Below are 14,766 nucleotides of genomic sequence, written 5' to 3' on the forward strand. Positions count from 1 at the left end.
GCCGCCGCGCCGCTTCGTGAAGCGCCGCCCCGTCGGTGGAGCGGGTTATAGTGGCCTTACCCCAAACCGCGCAACCTCTTTTTTGCTCTTCCGCTTACTTTTTTCGCAGTTTTTATGAATCCAAGGACTTAGCGGAAAGTCGTCCGATACGCTGATTATAGAAGCCCCAAAGCCCGCAACTCCGCCGCCAGATGGGCGGGCAGCGGCTCCCCCACCCCGCCCGCGTCAGCCAGATCGCGCGGCGCGGCCTCGGGCGCGAGGTAACGCCAGCCTTGAAAGGGGCGGTGGGGCGTCGGCACGGTCGGAACCCGCAAGCCGTCGAGTTGGAACAGGCAGAAGCTTGCGCCCTCCGCGTCCACGCCGGTCTCGATGGCCAGCACCCGCTGACGCGCGGCGACGTTGCCCTTGATGACCCAATAGAGCGAGCCGCCGTCCAAAATCTCGTCGGCGCGTTTAGGCTGGCTGCGGGTGTGGACGGGAACGCGCGGCTGTCCGTTGACCATCACCGCGCGGCGGTCTTGCAGCTCCGCCAGATGGTCGAGGTCGCGGACGCCAACGGAAAGCTTGATGAGGTGCAGGGGCATGGTCGGTCGCGCTGGTTGATCGGTCGGTCCCCGACCATAGCGCGGTATGCCCGATGCGTTACAGCGGATCGTTCCGGTCGCGGTGATCGGCGGGCTTGGCGTGGCCGACAATGGCGCTGAAGCCGAACAGCATCAGCAGCACACCCATCACGATCTCCACGCCGCAGACCAGACGCACCGCCCCGGACACCGGGTGGATGTCGCCATAGCCGACGGTGGCGAAGGTCACGATGGAGAAATACAGCCCTTCGGAAAAGGTCAGATCCCGGCGCACGCCTTCGATGACGAAGTTCGGCTCCACCATGAAACGGTCCATGATGGTGTAGATGGCGCCAAACATGATGATGCTCAGCGAATAGAAAGTCAGAAAAGCGAAGGCGGGCAGCACCAGCCGCGCCGCCTGTTGGAAGAACCCCTCGAACAGCAGCCCGGCGTCGAGCAGGAAAATCGCGATGTCGCGAGCGACGAAGGCGACGACTCCGGCGATGGCCAACATGGACAGCAGAAAGATCACGCTGAGCGTGTCTGGCGCCACGTCATGCCCCGGCACAAGGAAGGTCAACGCGCCGATGCCCCAAACCGGGGCCATCCACAAAAAGATGCGGTCGAAATGGCCGCCGTCGCGCAGCCGCCGCGACATGACGATGCGCCGGATGTCGTCCGCCCGCCACCACGCCCCGCCCAAAAAGGCCACCAGCGGCAAGACGAAGGCCACCCCCTGAATCAATGGGGTGATGGTGTGAAAGTTGCTTTCCAGGAAAAAAACGAAGATGCAGGCGTACACGCCGATGAAGTTGGTCAGCGCCAGCGTGAAAAACTGACTGCCGGGAAACAGGTAGTGGAAGGCCCCGACCACCAAGCCGACCGATCCCAGCAACACGAAGGTCAGATCGCCCGACACCGACCGGATCGACAGAGCGATCAACCCCAGCAGCAGCGCCGTCAGCAGCGCCCCGCCCAGCCAAGATGGCCGCCAACCAGGCCGCCCGCCATGCGCCGCAGGCGATGGGTGGCTGCCAGAAGGACGCGGACGGCGGTCGGGAACGATTTGATCCATAAGCGGCGGCAAGCCCAAGCGGGGTCTGAGGGCGTTCGCATGAAAAGCCAACGAACGGCATAGACCTGTTTTATAACCGCTTGGCTTGTTCAAGCATCAAGCTTTTCCGGCCCGTCCGCGATGAATTCGCACGCTCCCGCCTCACCAGCCGCCGCTGGACAGCCAGCGGTCGAGCATGTCGAGTCGGTCCCATCCCCAAAAGGGTTCTTCATCGACCAGAACGAAGGGAGAGCCGAAGACGCCGCGCGCCACCGCCTGTTCGGTTTCGCCGCGCAAACGATCCTTCACCGTCTGGTCGCCCAGCGCGGTCCGAACGGCGGCGCGGTCATAGCCCAGGCCGCCCAGCGTCTGTTCCGCGATCTCCGCCACGACATCCGCCGGACCAATGTCGCGCCCTTCGCCGAAATGCGCGTGGTAGAGGGCGCGGGCCAACAGCTTGGCCTGTTCCGGATGGGCGTCGGTCAGCCAGTAAAAGGCCCGCGAGGCGGCCACTCCGTTGACCGGCGCGGAATCGGGAAAGGTGAAGGGCGCGCCGGTCAAGCGGGCGATGCGCCCGACATCGTGGGTCAGATATTCGCCGCGCAGGGGTTGCTCCAGATTCGGCTTCATCCCCGTCACTTTGAAAATCGCCCCCAACAGAATGGGGCGCCAGGTGACGCTGCGGCCATGCGCCGCCGCCAGCGCGTCGATACGCAGGCTGGCGAAATAGCCGTAGGGAGACGCGAAATCAAAATAGAAATCGATGGGGTCCGACACGCGCGCATCCTCCCGGCTGGTTTTACCGAAAGGTTAACGCGCGCGGGGGGAGGCCGTCCAGCGCGACCGCTCCCGCGCGACCGACGAACCGATTGAACCGGGGGACGGGATCCCCCGATCCGCGCCGAATCAGATCGCCCGAACCTTGGCGTCGAACACGTAACCGGCGCCGCGCTCGGTCTTGATGATGCGCGGCTCTTTCGGGTTCGCTTCGATCTTGCGGCGCAGGCGCAGGATCAGCACGTCGATGGAGCGATCAAACACCTCGGCCCCGTCGGCGCGCGTCAGATCGAGAAGCTGATCGCGGGTCAGCACGCGTTGAGGCCGCTTGACGAAGGCCGCCAACAGACCGAATTCGGCCTTGGTCAATTCGACCTCGCGCCCTTCCTGGCCGCGCAGACGTTGCGCCGTCAGGTCCAATTCCCAACTGGCGAACTGAACCACCGCGCGCAGTTCGTCCGCGCCGCGCGGCGGGCGGCCTTCGCCGGACACCCGGCGGAGCACCGCCTTGATGCGGGCGAGCAGTTCGCGCGGGTTGAAGGGCTTGGTCAGGTAATCGTCGGCCCCCAGCTCCAGCCCGACGATGCGGTCAACATCCTGGTCCTTGGACGACAGAATGATGACGGGAATTTGCGTTTCGCTGCGGATCTGGCGCACAAGCCCCAGCCCGTCGCCGTCGGGAAGGCGCAGGTCGCACACCACCAGATCAATCGGATCGCCGTCGAGCGCCAGCTTGGCGGCCGCCGTGTCGTGCGCCGTCGTGACGCGATACCCTTCCGCCGTCAGATAGGAGGCCAACAGCTCCCTGATCGGCTCGTCATCATCGACCGCGAGAATGTGCATGCGCGTTACCTCCCACGCTCTTCTTAGCCCACGCGTGAACGTCGCGCAATGCGTTACAACTCGGTAACACCCGCCGATTCGCGCAACGCTTGATGAATCCGTTGAAACGACGGATTCGGTGGGCGAAATCAAAACATCCCACCCCTGACATCAACAAGACACACGCGATGGTTTAAATCCACCATTATAAAAATGGCTTTGGCGGGCGATGCGGCGTCAAATCTCTCGCAAGACAACAAAGGAAATGGGCGTCATGTCGATCACCGATCATTGCCTGAAGCGTCTTGCCTTGCTCGATCAGGCGGACCGGCTGTTGAACGAGGTGCGGGTTTACGGCCAGCATGGATCAACGCGCGAAACGCTGGCGCAGCACCGGGTTTTGCTGGGAGAAGCCCGCCGTCATCTCGACTCGGCGCGCTTGATGGACGGCGACCGCTGACATGGGAAACGCCCACGCCGAATCCGCAAGGCGCGGCCCACAGGATACCGGCGGACGCCACGCTCATTGCCGCCCCAGCTCCGCTGGCGCGACATTCCACGCCACACCGCCGCACACGCCCCAACCCACGGCGCTGTGGAGCGCGATGATGAACCGATGGCTGCCCGATCCGGCCTGACTCGCGGGCGCGCGCCTTACGGCAAACGGGCCGTCACCTCGATGTCGATCTTCATGCGCGGGTCGATCAGGCCGGAAATCACCGTCGTGTTCGCCGGACGGTTGTCGGCGAAATAAGCGTTCAGCAACGGCCCCACCACGGGAAAATCCGACGCGTCGGTCAGATGAACCCGTACGCGCACCACATCGGCCAACCCGGCCCCCGCCTCGGCCAGCGCCGCCGCGATGTTGTGAAAGGCTTGATGCGTCTGCTGCTCGACATCTTCGGCGATGGAGCCGGCCGCGTAATCGAACCCGGTGGTTCCCGACACGAACACCCAGCCATCCTGAACCACCGCGCGGGAAAAGCCCGCAACCCGCTCGAACTCCGAGCCGGAGGCGATGAGACGGCGTCCTGACGGCGGAGCCGTGACCGGACGGGCGATTGCGGCGAACGAGGTCATGACCGGCATCCTTGACTGAAGGCGGAAACAAAAGCAAAGCGCGTTCCGGCGCGCTGAACCAAACACGCGCCAAGCCACCCAGCATGGCACAGAGCCGCCCGCCGTCCCATCGGGACCACCCGCAACATCCGCCTCCTTTGCCGCCGATCTTCCCCATTCCCGCCCCAATGTCCGTTTAACCTTGGCGCAAATCGCGTCATGGACAGGAAAGCCCCCGATGAACCGCCCCGCCCTGCTCGCCTCCGCCGCCGCGCTGTTGACCGTCGCTCCGGTCATGGCCCAGAACGCCATGCCACAGAGCGCTTTGGTCTTGAAGCGGGTGCAACTGTCCACCGGGGGCGTCGGCGCCTTCGAGTATGAGGCGCGCGTCACCGGCGACGCCACGCTGTCGCTGGAGGTGCGGCGCGACCAGGTGGACGACGTGTTGAAAAGCATCGTCGTCTACGACGATCAAGGCGGCGTCGGAACCATCGGGCTGCCGGGGGCCGAACCGCTTGACGCCGCCTTCCGCGAATTGCCCTTTTCCTCCGACGATCTTGGCTCCCCCGCCGCGCTGCTGACCGCGCTGAAGGGGGCGGAGGTGGAAACCGACGGGGCGCGGGCCTTGACCGGGCGGGTGCTGTCGGTCACGGAAGAGACGACGCAAGCCGCCAACGGCGCCGGAACCACCACCCGCCACCGCGTCAGCCTGATGACCGCCGAGGGCGTCCGCCAACTGATTTTGGAAGACGCCGACGGCCTGCGCTTCACCGATCCGCGCGTGCGGGCGCAGGTGGACGCCGCCCTATCGGCCATCGCCGACAACGCCCGGCGCGAACGGCGGCGGTTGAGCGTGCGCAGCCTCGCCAACGGCGCCAAGGCCGAACGGACCGTCCGCGTCGCCTTCGTCGCCGCCACCCCGTTGTGGAAGGCCACCTACCGCTTGAGCCTGCCCGCCGGTGGTTCCAACGCCAACGGACAACCCGGCGGCGCGCTGCAAGGCTGGGCGGTTTTGGAAAATCTCAGCGGCGAGGATTGGCGGGACGTCGATCTGAGCGTCGTGTCGGGCAACCCGGTGACGCTGCGTCAAGCGCTCTACACCCCTTACTTTGTCGAGCGCCCCGAAGTCCCGGTGGAGGTTCTGGGCCGGGTGCTGCCTGCCAGCGACGAGGGCGGCGTCGCGCTGGCCCAGACGCGCGGCATGGCGGAAGCCGCTCCCCCCCGCGCCGCCGCCATGGCCCCCGCCCCGATGGCCGCCCCGATGGCGAAATCCGCCCCCTTCGCCGACGCCGCTCCACCCCCGCCCCCTCCACAGGCCGCCGCCATGCACAGCGCCGAGGCCAGCGCCGCCGACACCAGCACGCAAGTGCTGTTCCGTTACCCGCAGCCGGTCAGTCTGGCCAATGGCGGCACCCTGATGATGCCGATCATCGCCCGCGCCCTGCCGACCGAACGAATCGCGCTCTACCAACCGAACGCCCAGCCGCGCCACCCGCTGGCCGCGCTGCGGCTGCGCAACGATTCGGGCACGGCGCTGCCTCCCGGCCTGCTGACCTTTTATGAAACGGTGAACAACGCCTCGACCCATGTCGGCGACGCCCGGATGGCGACGCTGCCGGTTGGCGAAAGCCGCCTGCTGTCCTTCGCCGTCGATTCCGCCGTCACCATCGACCGGGCCGAACAGCCCAGCCGCCGCCTGACCCGCGCCAGCATCGCCGACGGCGCGTTGTTGCTGACCGTCAGCGACCGGCAAACGACGACCTACACGGTGGCGGGCGCCCGCGACGGCGACCGCAATCTGGTGATCGAGCACCCGCGCCGTCCCGGTTGGACGCTGGTCGAACCCAAGGAGCCAACCGTCGAGGCGACGGCCAACGCCTACCGCTTGACTCTGCCGGTTCCCGCCGGAAAGACGGTGACGCTGGCCGCCAGCCTGGAGCGCCCGCGCCAGGAGCGAATCCTGCTGACCGACCTGTCCGCCGACCAATTGTCGATTCAGGCCGCGTCGCAGGAGTTGCCCGCCGCTCTGCGCGACGCCCTGCTCAAGCTGGCGAGCCTGCGCGCCGCCGTCGCCGAGAAGGAACGCCGCATCGCCGACATTGAACGGGATCAGCGGGAGCGCGTCGCCGAACAGGAGCGCCTGCGCGCCAACCTCGCCGCCCTGCCCACCGGCAGCGACCTGCACAAGCGCACGCTGGCGAAGATGGGCGACGCGGAAACCCGCCTGGACACGCTGTCCCGCGACCTGACCGCCGCCCGCGCCGAGGCCGAAACCGCCCGCGCCAGCCTGCGCGAACGCATTCGCGGGTTGGCGTTGTGACTCCATGACGAGGGTGTGACGGTTCGCGCCACGCTTCCCCCTCCCCATCCCTCCCCCGCGTTGCGGGAGAGGGGGCTGGAGCTTTGTCGGCGTTCGGCGGAGTTCCCTCTCCCGCTGGCAAGCGGGGGAGGGTTAGGGAGGGGGAAAAGGCTTCGACGCCGCCGGTTACAGCATCGTGGCGCTGCAATAGCTCCAGGCGTCGTTTTGCAAACCGAAGAAGGCGGCCACCGGCTTGCCGCTCGACCGATCGATCACCACGCGGAAACGGTCGCCGACGCAGGTTCCGGCCGGTTGCTTGGCGAACGGCGTCTTGACGTTCTTGGCGGTCAGGCAGGACGCCGCCAGCTTGGGCGGGGTCGCCGGGCCGTCCACCCGGACGCCGTTCACCACCATGTAATAGTTGGTTCCCAAGCCGCCCTTGACGTCGGCCTTGATCTCGATCTTGGCGAAGCGGGATTTGTAGAGACCGGCGTCCTGCACCCCGTCCGGCCCGCCCGGAACGATGGTGCGGAAGGAGATCGCCGCGCAGGCGGGCGGCTCCTTGGCCTGGGCCGGGGCGGCGACGCCAACCCCCAACAGCGCCGACAAAGCGGCGAGCGCGACGGCGGAAAAACGCGGCGGCAGCATGGCGAAGCCTTTCAGCAGGGTTGGGCGAGCGGTCATTTCGGCATCTGGCAGAAGGTGGTCTGCTGCATCAGCGCGCAGTCCTTTTCCACCCCGCCGTCGAGCATCGAGATCTCAACCTGGGTGATGACCAGCGTGCGGCCCGACTTCACCACGCGGCCACGGGCGATCATGACGTCTCCCTTGGCCGGGGACATCAGGTTGATCTTGAACTCGACCGCCAGAACCTCGGCCCCGGCGGGCATCAGGCTGTAGGCGGCGTAGCCCCCGGCGTTGTCGGCCAGCGTCGCCACCATGCCCGCGTGGAAAAACCCGTGCTGCTGGGTCAGATCGTCGCGAAAGGGCAGCCGCATTTCGCAAAAGCCCGGCTCCACCGCCGTCAATTCAATGCCCAGCGTCTTGCAGATCGGCTGCTTGTCGAACGAAGCGAGGCAGCGCGCCTTCCAATCGGGATCGCGCGGTTCAAAACGGGTGGTCACGAGTCGGTCTCCGCCAGGGGAATGATCGGGCGACAGCCTGCGACAACCAACCGCCGGGATCAAGCCGCGCCTGACATCCGCGTCTGTGGTGGGGGCGATCCAAGGAAATCTTTGATTGCGCGCCCGCCATGCCGGATGATGCCCGCCACACCGTTGACGAGGGGCCGGTTTTGCGCATCGCGATTCTCGATTTCATGGGAATGGGCTATTCCGTCAACACCGCCTACAGCCGCCCAATCGGCGGCACCCAATCCGCCACCTGCTATCTGGCCGAAGAGATGGCGCGGCGTGGCTGCGCCGTCACCCTCTACAATGGCGTCGCCGAGCCGACCAGCGACCGGGGCGTCGCCGCCCGGCCCATCGCCGAGCTGTTTCAAACGGGGGTGAGCGACCAGGACGTGGTGGTGGTGTCGGGCGGCTGTTCCGCTGGCTTCGTCACGCTGTGGCGCGACACGCCCGCCCCCCGCCCGTTTCTGGTCTATTGGACCGGCCATATGAGCGACCAGCCGACCGCCGCCATGCTGGCCGACGCGGATTTCCGCGCCCTGTGGGACGGCTTCGTCTTTGTCAGCCGCTTCCAGGCCGACGCCTACGCCGCCGCCTTCGGCGTTCCGGCGGAGCGCACCACCATCCTGCCCTACGCCATCGCCCCCGCCTTCGAGGCGTCGGCCCAGGCCGGATCGCCGCCGCTCAGCGCCCGCTTCGCCGCGCCGGTTCTGGCCTACACCAGCACGCCCTTCCGGGGGCTGGACGTGCTTCTGGGCGCCTTTCCCCGCATCCGCGAGAGCGTTCCCAACGTCCGCCTGCGGATTTACTCCAGCATGGCGCTGTATCAGGTGCCGGACGACCAAGACCCCTTTGGCGTCTTCTACGCGCAGGCCCGCCGAACGGAGGGGGTGGAGTATGTCGGCCCCCTGCCGCAACCCCGTCTGGCCGAGGCGATGCGCGAGGTCTGCGCGCTGGCCTACCCCAACACGTTCGAGGAAACCTTCTGCATCGCCGCGTATGAGGCGTTGAGCGCCGGATGCTTCGTCGCCAGCAGCGATCTGGGAGCCTTGCCGGAAACCTTGAGCGGCTTCGGCGTCCTGATGAAGCCGGACGCCGACAAGCGGATCCACGCCGAACATTTCGCCCAGATGATGGTCTGGCTGCTGACCAACGGGCGCGACAACCCGGAGTCCTTCGACGCCCACCAGCGCCGACAGATCGACCATGTGCTGAGCAACGGCGTCTGGTCGATCCGCGCCCAACAATGGCTCGACTGGCTGGCGCAGGCGATGCCGCAGCCCTGAATCCCGTCAGCCGCCGATCAGGCCAAGCTGCGGGCTGGAGGGTTCGGCGAAGGCGCGGACGGGCATCCGCCCGGCCTGATGGGCGGCGCGCCCCGCCGCCACCGCGTCGCGCATCGCCGCCGCCATCCGCGCCGGGTCGCGCGCCTTCGACACAGCCGTGTTCAGCAGCACCGCCGAACAGCCAAGCTCCATCGCCAGCGCCGCGTCGGACGCCGTGCCGATTCCGGCGTCGAGCACCACCGGCACCGGGCTGCGGGCGCAAATCGTCTCGATGGCGTGGGGGTTGCGAATCCCCTGGCCCGAACCGATGTAGGCGCCCAGCGGCATCACCGCCGCCGCCCCCAGATCGGCCAGCTTGCGGCAGGTCACGGGATCGTCGTTGCAATAGGGCAGCACGACGAAGCCGTCATTCACCAACTCCTCGGTCGCGCGCAACAGCTCCTCGACGTCGGGATAGAGCAGATCGCGGTCGCCGATGACCTCCAGCTTGATCCAGGGGGTGTCCAGCGCCTCGCGCGACAACTGCGCGGTCAACACCGCCTCGCGCGCGGTCAGGCAGCCCGCCGTGTTGGGCAGCAGATGGATCCGCCCGCCCGACGCCTGGGCCAGCACATCGACCAGACTTTCCGAATAGCCGTCCAGGCTGATGCGGCGGATGGCGACGGTGGCAAGCTCGGTTCCGCTCGCCGCCAGCGCGTCGAGCATCACCCGCTGGTTGGGATAGCCCGCCGTGCCGAGAAACAGGCGCGAGCCGAAGGACCGCCCGGCAATGGTCAGGGCGTCGTCTTGGGAAAAAGCCGTGGTCATGAGCGTTTGAATCCTCAACCGCCCTGGATCGGGCGGACAATGTCCAGGAAATCGCCGGTGGCCAGCGCGGTGTCGGGCCAGCGGCGGCGCGGCACGACCGCGCCGTTCAGGGCGACGGCGACGCCGCGCGTGGCCTCGGTGACGCCGCGCCCGGCCAGCAGATCGGCCAGGGTGACGGCGGCCAGCGGCTCGTCTTGTCCGTTGACGCGGATGGTCGCGGGGCTGGTCATGCGGCGGCTCCCTTGGTCGCGAAACGGTCGGCGGCGAAGGGACGGATCAGCGGATCGGTCTCGCCGGTCAAAACCAGCCGGGCGATTCCGTCGGCGGTGACGGGGGTCAGCAGGATGCCGTTGCGGTGGTGGCCGGTGGCGTGGATCAACCCCTCCACCGCCGTTTCCCCCAGCAAGGGCGCGTCGTCGCGGCTGCCCGGACGGAAGCCGACCCAGCTTTCCTCGATGGGCAATTCGGCGATTCCGGGCAGCGCCCGCCACGCCCCGTCCAGCAGGGCGAGTTGCCCGCCCGCCGTCAGCCGGTCGTCGAAGCCGCGCTCCTCCGTCGTCGCGCCGATCAGCAGACGGCCGTCCAGGCGCGGAATCAGATAGGTGCCGGGCGTCCACACCACATGGCGCAGCAGCGGGGCCGCCGGGTCCATGCGCAGGCACATCATCTGCCCCTTGATCGGGCGCACCGGCGGCTTCGCCGACGGCGGCAGACCGGCCACTCCACCCGACCACGCCCCCGCCGCCAGCACCACGCGATCCGCCGACACGCGGACGTCGCCGACCTGGACGCCCATCGCCCGACCGCCATCGACCAGCAGAGACGGCGTGGCGCAGCGCTCATGCACCCGCGCGCCAGCCCCCCGCGCCGCGCGCAGCAGCGCCGCCGCCAGCTTGCGGTTGTCCACCTGATGGTCTTCCGCGCAAAAGAGCGCGCCGACCACGCCGGGTTGCAGATAGGGTTCGCGGCGACGAACCTCCGCCCCGCTCAGCCAGTCTACCGGCAGGCCAAGATCGCGTTGAAAGGCGTGGAGAAAACGGACCTTGGCCGCGTCGTCGGCGGTCAGCGCGATGACCATGGTGCCTTCCGTCCGCCGATCCACCGACAGGCCGCTCGCCGCCTCCAGCTCTTGCGCGAAGGCGGGCCACAGGGCTTGCGAGGCGCGGGTCAGCGGCAACAGGCTTTCTTCGCCGGGTTCGCTTTCGACGCAGGCCGCCAGCATCCCGCCCGCCGCGTGGGTGGCGCCGCGCCCAGCCTCCCCCGGATCAAAGACATCGACCGAGCAGCCTGCGGCGGCCAGCCGCCAGGCGATCGACAAACCAACGCAGCCCGCCCCCAAAATGGCGACGGACGGCAAACGGATCCCACGCGCATGAACCATGCAACGGCTCCCTTCGCTGGCATTACCCAGACAGGTTCGATGGGTCTGATCTCAGCCGTGCGTCAAATCGCCCCGGCACCCCAAGCCACAGGCTCAAGACATCCCAAAACCCCGCCTGCTTCGCAAGCAAAAAGAACGCCGCGTCGCGGCATAAACCCTCAAATCTTGCGCAACCGCACAGCTTCATCCGCACAGAGCCGCCTTGCATGCGTAAACAACACGCATAGGGTGTTTTTCTGGCGCGATCACCGCTCCCTTATACGAAAGAGAGCGATGGATTGGGGGTTTCCCCTATAACAAAATTTCTCTTAACTCGTAGCATCAGCAATCAAAACACCGGTCAGCGTCCCATCATCGTCACGCCTGAAGACGGCTTCACATCCTGAAACAGGGTTCAGCGTTGACGTCGGGCAAGAGAGCCACACCATGCTGAACATCTTCCGCGCCGCCCCCCAAAACGGCGCCGCCGTCTCCAACCCGACGACATCGGCCATGACGGCGCCCTCCGCCGCCGCAAGCGCCGAACCGCCGATCCGCACCCTGTCCCTGTCGGCCCAGGCGATCAGTCGCGAGGCGCTGGCCGCGCTCAATTTTGCGGCGGGATCCCCGGCGCTGGTCGTCGGTTTCATCTCACCCCACGTTGATTTCGCGGCGGTCGCACGGGCGATCAAAACCGGACTTCCGGCGGACGCCAAGCTCCTGCTCGTCTCCACCGCAGGCGAACTGTGCGCGGCGACCGGCCAGCCGCTTTACTGCCCAACCGGGGATCGCTGGGACCGCGTGGTTCTCCAAGCCTTCAGCCCCCGCCTGTTCAGCGGACTCAGTCTTCACGTCGTCCCTTTGAACAGCGAGGATATTCGCGGTGGAACGCTGCGCCGAACGCCCGCTGAGCGGGTGGACGCCATCCAGCGCGCGTTGGACGGCATCCGCGCGCCCTTCCTGATCGACAGCCACGACACGGTGGCCCTGACCTTCATTGATGGGCTGTCGGCCAGCGAAAGCTCGCTGATGGAGGCGGTCTATCGCTCTGACCGCTTCCCTTGCCTGTTCATCGGCGGGTCGGCGGGCGGCACGTTCGATTTCCGTCACACCCATTTGTTCGATGGGGAACGGGTGCTGGAAAACGCCGCCATCGTCCTGTTTATGAAGGTCGCGCCGGGCATGCGGTATGGCGTGTTCAAAAGCCAGAATTTCCGCCCGACCCAAACCTCCTTCGCCGTCGTCGACGCCGACCCGATCCGCCGCGTCGTGCGCAGCGTCATCGACACCGAGAGCTTCGAGGTGATCCGCTTCACCGACGCCTTGGCCAACACGCTCCGTTGCCGTCCACAAGACTTGCCAACCCGTTTGGCCAACCACACTTTCGCCATCCAGTTGGACAATGAACTTTATGTCCGTTCGGTCGCCGGGTTCGATGTCGACAAGGGCGAGGCGACCTTCTATTGCGACGTGAACGCTGGCGACAATCTGCACCTGGTGGAAGCCACCGATTTCGCGCAGCAAACGGAAAACGATCTCGCCGCCTATCTGCGGGGCAAACCGAAGCCGGTCGGCGTCCTGCTCAACGACTGCATTCTGCGGCGCCTGAACAACGGGGACTCCCTGTCGCGGATCCGAGCGTTCGACGGCATGACGGTGGCCGGGTTCTCCACCTTCGGCGAGTTGTTCGGCATCAACGTCAATCAGACCTTGTCGGCCCTGATGTTCTTCGAGACGCCCGAAGGGACGGCTTTTTCCGACGACCTCGTTGACCGCTTTCCGGTCCATTACGCCAAATTCCACAGCTCCTTCATCACCGCCCGTTACAACCGCCTGGAGTTGCTCAGCCGCATCCGCAACAGCATCATCGAACGGATGCGCGGCTATCTGGAAGCGTTGGTCAGCTTGAACAGCGGGGTTCAGGAAACCGCCGGCTACGCCAACCGCATCGGCGCCTCAATGAACGCGATCCAAAAGACGCTGGACCATCACGCGGCGTCCTTCAACGGACACGCCGAACGCAAAGAGGAGCTGTTGCGAGAATTCACCCAATTGACCAGCGTGGTGAGGGGGATCGAAGGCGTGTTGGGCGTGATCGACGGCATCGCCGGACAAACCAACCTGCTGGCGCTGAACGCCACCATCGAGGCCGCCCGCGCGGGCGACGCCGGGCGCGGATTCGCCGTGGTGGCGTCGGAGGTGCGCAAGCTGGCGAACGACACCAAGCAGACCTTGGGCGACACCCGCCGCGCCATCAATCAGGTCGTCGCGTCGGTTGGGCAGGTCGGCGGCAAGCTGAACGAGACCGGCGACCGAATGGACGCCGCCGCGCACAACGCCGCCACGCTTCTCGACAGCATCCACGCCGTGATCGCGGAAGTGACCGCCGCGCAGGCCGCGATTGAAAGCCGGTTGGGCAATTTGGACCAGCACGCCCGCCGAATGACTGAAATCAACGAGTATGTCAGCCGACTGAAAAGCCTGGATCAGGCCGCCGGGTGACGCCCCCCACCCGCGCATCGCAAGGGGGGCTGGACGCGTCCGCAGCCCCCCCTTGCGCGTCAGCGGCGCTTCATGCTCCCTTGGCGTGGAGGAAAGTCCACAAACGATCAGGATGTGCGCATGGAGTACGCCTTCACCACCGTGAACGGGCAGGACGGCATTTTGCTGTCGGGGCGCTGCACCTATGAAGACGCGTCGCGTTTCAACGCCATGCTGACCGAATGGGACTTCGCCGCCGCCCCCATCGTGCCGCTGGATTTGCGCTTCGCCACCTTCATCGATTCGGCGGCCATCGGCATGCTGTTCATTCTGGCCAACCGTTGCCGCGACGCCAACGGCCACATCCTCGCCATCGGCGCGCCGCCCCACATCGTCAAGGCGCTGCGCCGCGCCGCTCTGGATCCCTACATTGAGTTTCGGTGAACGGTCAGGATTTGACGCGCGAAAAAGAAACCGACAACAAAACCAAATTCATCAAAAGACCCACCACCGCACCCTTAAAGCAGAAAGACTTCAGGATGTGGAGAAAATTAAGTTGATTTGGCGTTTGTGGGCAGCACAAACCTGTCACATCTTGATGAATCAATTTTTTCTTATGAAATAATGCCGCAACGCGGAAACTTTACAAAATGGAGGGAGAGCGCAAGAAACCAGACAGAACGAGGCCCGGCCATGAAAGTGACCATCTCGCCCTGCGGACCAGAGCATGTCCGCCGCCCATCGACGCTGAAAAGCCCGCTGTTCGATCTCGCCCAAACAATTTTTGACGACTGCAAGCAGGACGTCGTCGTCGAGGTTCTGGACGTCCAAGGCAACCGAGAGGCCGTCTTCGGCGCAACCGACGAAGACGCGATCGTCTTGTTTTAACGCTTTGCAACCTTGCTGAAAAAGGGGAGGTTTTTGAGGGAGAAGGGGCCGACCGGCTGAGCCGGTCGTTGTCGCCCTATCGCATCCTGCTTGCTGTGCCTGTCACCATCTCCGTCGCCGGAGAGAGTGGTGCGGTCGAGAAGACTCGAACTTCCACGGGTTGCCCCACAGCGACCTCAACGCTGCGCGTCTACCAATTCCGCCACGACCGCACGAGGCTGGTAGACCCGAGGTGCG

At 66.1% G+C, this 14,766-nt stretch carries 16 protein-coding genes, 1 tRNA gene and 1 riboswitch; of the genes, 6 read left to right on the forward strand and 11 right to left on the reverse strand.

Annotated features, from left to right (window positions below; genetic code table 11):
• Window positions 1–155 precede the first annotated feature (155 nt).
• The 4 genes from ACODS4_RS00005 to ACODS4_RS00020 all read right to left on the reverse strand — a co-directional run bounded on the left by ACODS4_RS00005 (window position 156) and on the right by ACODS4_RS00020 (window position 3,240).
• Complete coding sequence (locus tag ACODS4_RS00005) at window positions 156–584, reverse strand: DUF1489 family protein (protein WP_488859520.1); 429 nt, start codon at window positions 582–584, stop codon at window positions 156–158.
• A gap of 58 nt (window positions 585–642) precedes the next feature.
• A complete protein-coding gene (locus ACODS4_RS00010; RefSeq protein WP_488859522.1) occupies window positions 643–1,641 on the reverse strand; it encodes an ion channel in 999 nt (332 codons plus the stop codon).
• A gap of 141 nt (window positions 1,642–1,782) precedes the next feature.
• Window positions 1,783–2,397 carry a 2-hydroxychromene-2-carboxylate isomerase gene (locus ACODS4_RS00015; RefSeq protein WP_488859524.1) on the reverse strand — a complete coding sequence of 205 codons (615 nt, stop codon included), beginning with the start codon at window positions 2,395–2,397 and terminating at the stop codon, window positions 1,783–1,785.
• Window positions 2,398–2,526: 129 nt separating this feature from the next.
• Window positions 2,527–3,240: a response regulator gene (locus ACODS4_RS00020; protein WP_488859526.1), complete on the reverse strand. Its 714-nt coding sequence runs from the start codon at window positions 3,238–3,240 to the stop codon at window positions 2,527–2,529.
• A gap of 253 nt (window positions 3,241–3,493) precedes the next feature.
• On the opposite strand from ACODS4_RS00020, the gene ACODS4_RS00025 reads away from it, so the two are divergent.
• On the forward strand, window positions 3,494–3,679 hold the full coding sequence (locus tag ACODS4_RS00025) for a hypothetical protein (protein ID WP_488859528.1): 186 nt from the start codon (window positions 3,494–3,496) through the stop codon (window positions 3,677–3,679).
• Between the two features lie 194 nt (window positions 3,680–3,873).
• Here ACODS4_RS00025 and ACODS4_RS00030 read toward each other — a convergent pair whose 3' ends face one another.
• On the reverse strand, window positions 3,874–4,299 hold the full coding sequence (locus ACODS4_RS00030; RefSeq protein ID WP_488859530.1) for a RidA family protein: 426 nt from the start codon (window positions 4,297–4,299) through the stop codon (window positions 3,874–3,876).
• A 217-nt stretch (window positions 4,300–4,516) separates the two neighbouring features.
• On the opposite strand from ACODS4_RS00030, the gene ACODS4_RS00035 reads away from it, so the two are divergent.
• The gene (locus ACODS4_RS00035) at window positions 4,517–6,598 is read left to right on the forward strand and encodes a hypothetical protein (protein WP_488859532.1); all 2,082 of its coding nucleotides are present in this window, start codon (window positions 4,517–4,519) and stop codon (window positions 6,596–6,598) included.
• Window positions 6,599–6,763: 165 nt separating this feature from the next.
• Here the strand turns inward: ACODS4_RS00035 and ACODS4_RS00040 are convergent, their stop codons facing one another.
• Window positions 6,764–7,261, reverse strand: coding sequence for a hypothetical protein (locus tag ACODS4_RS00040; protein WP_488859534.1), 498 nt, complete (start codon window positions 7,259–7,261; stop codon window positions 6,764–6,766).
• On the reverse strand, window positions 7,258–7,701 hold the full coding sequence (locus ACODS4_RS00045) for a PaaI family thioesterase (RefSeq protein ID WP_488859536.1): 444 nt from the start codon (window positions 7,699–7,701) through the stop codon (window positions 7,258–7,260). Before ACODS4_RS00045 ends, ACODS4_RS00040 begins: the two co-directional genes overlap by 4 nt.
• A gap of 128 nt (window positions 7,702–7,829) precedes the next feature.
• Between ACODS4_RS00045 and ACODS4_RS00050 the strand changes: the two genes are divergently transcribed.
• Complete coding sequence (locus ACODS4_RS00050; RefSeq protein ID WP_488859538.1) at window positions 7,830–8,993, forward strand: glycosyltransferase family 4 protein; 1,164 nt, start codon at window positions 7,830–7,832, stop codon at window positions 8,991–8,993.
• A gap of 6 nt (window positions 8,994–8,999) precedes the next feature.
• Here ACODS4_RS00050 and ACODS4_RS00055 read toward each other — a convergent pair whose 3' ends face one another.
• The 3 genes from ACODS4_RS00055 to thiO form a co-directional block, all read right to left on the reverse strand.
• Complete coding sequence (locus ACODS4_RS00055) at window positions 9,000–9,800, reverse strand: thiazole synthase (protein WP_488859540.1); 801 nt, start codon at window positions 9,798–9,800, stop codon at window positions 9,000–9,002.
• Between the two features lie 14 nt (window positions 9,801–9,814).
• Window positions 9,815–10,030, reverse strand: coding sequence for a sulfur carrier protein ThiS (gene thiS / locus ACODS4_RS00060; protein ID WP_488859542.1), 216 nt, complete (start codon window positions 10,028–10,030; stop codon window positions 9,815–9,817).
• Window positions 10,027–11,181: a glycine oxidase ThiO gene (thiO, locus tag ACODS4_RS00065; protein WP_488859544.1), complete on the reverse strand. Its 1,155-nt coding sequence runs from the start codon at window positions 11,179–11,181 to the stop codon at window positions 10,027–10,029. Before thiO ends, thiS begins: the two co-directional genes overlap by 4 nt.
• Window positions 11,174–11,274: riboswitch (TPP riboswitch) on the reverse strand. (Overlaps the previous gene by 8 nt.)
• Window positions 11,275–11,607: 333 nt before the next feature.
• Between thiO and ACODS4_RS00070 the strand changes: the two genes are divergently transcribed.
• The 3 genes from ACODS4_RS00070 to ACODS4_RS00080 all read left to right on the forward strand — a co-directional run bounded on the left by ACODS4_RS00070 (window position 11,608) and on the right by ACODS4_RS00080 (window position 14,529).
• The gene (locus ACODS4_RS00070; RefSeq protein WP_488859546.1) at window positions 11,608–13,662 is read left to right on the forward strand and encodes a methyl-accepting chemotaxis protein; all 2,055 of its coding nucleotides are present in this window, start codon (window positions 11,608–11,610) and stop codon (window positions 13,660–13,662) included.
• 120 nt (window positions 13,663–13,782) lie between these two features.
• Window positions 13,783–14,085 (forward strand): STAS domain-containing protein, encoded by a 303-nt coding sequence (locus ACODS4_RS00075; RefSeq protein WP_488859548.1) that lies wholly within the window; start codon window positions 13,783–13,785, stop codon window positions 14,083–14,085.
• 249 nt (window positions 14,086–14,334) lie between these two features.
• Window positions 14,335–14,529: a hypothetical protein gene (locus tag ACODS4_RS00080; protein ID WP_488859550.1), complete on the forward strand. Its 195-nt coding sequence runs from the start codon at window positions 14,335–14,337 to the stop codon at window positions 14,527–14,529.
• Between the two features lie 127 nt (window positions 14,530–14,656).
• On the opposite strand, the gene ACODS4_RS00085 is transcribed toward ACODS4_RS00080, so the two are convergent.
• Window positions 14,657–14,741, reverse strand: a tRNA-Leu gene (locus ACODS4_RS00085).
• Window positions 14,742–14,766: the final 25 nt, after the last annotated feature.

It is taken from the genome of Azospirillum sp. FG154 (genome assembly GCF_057809575.1).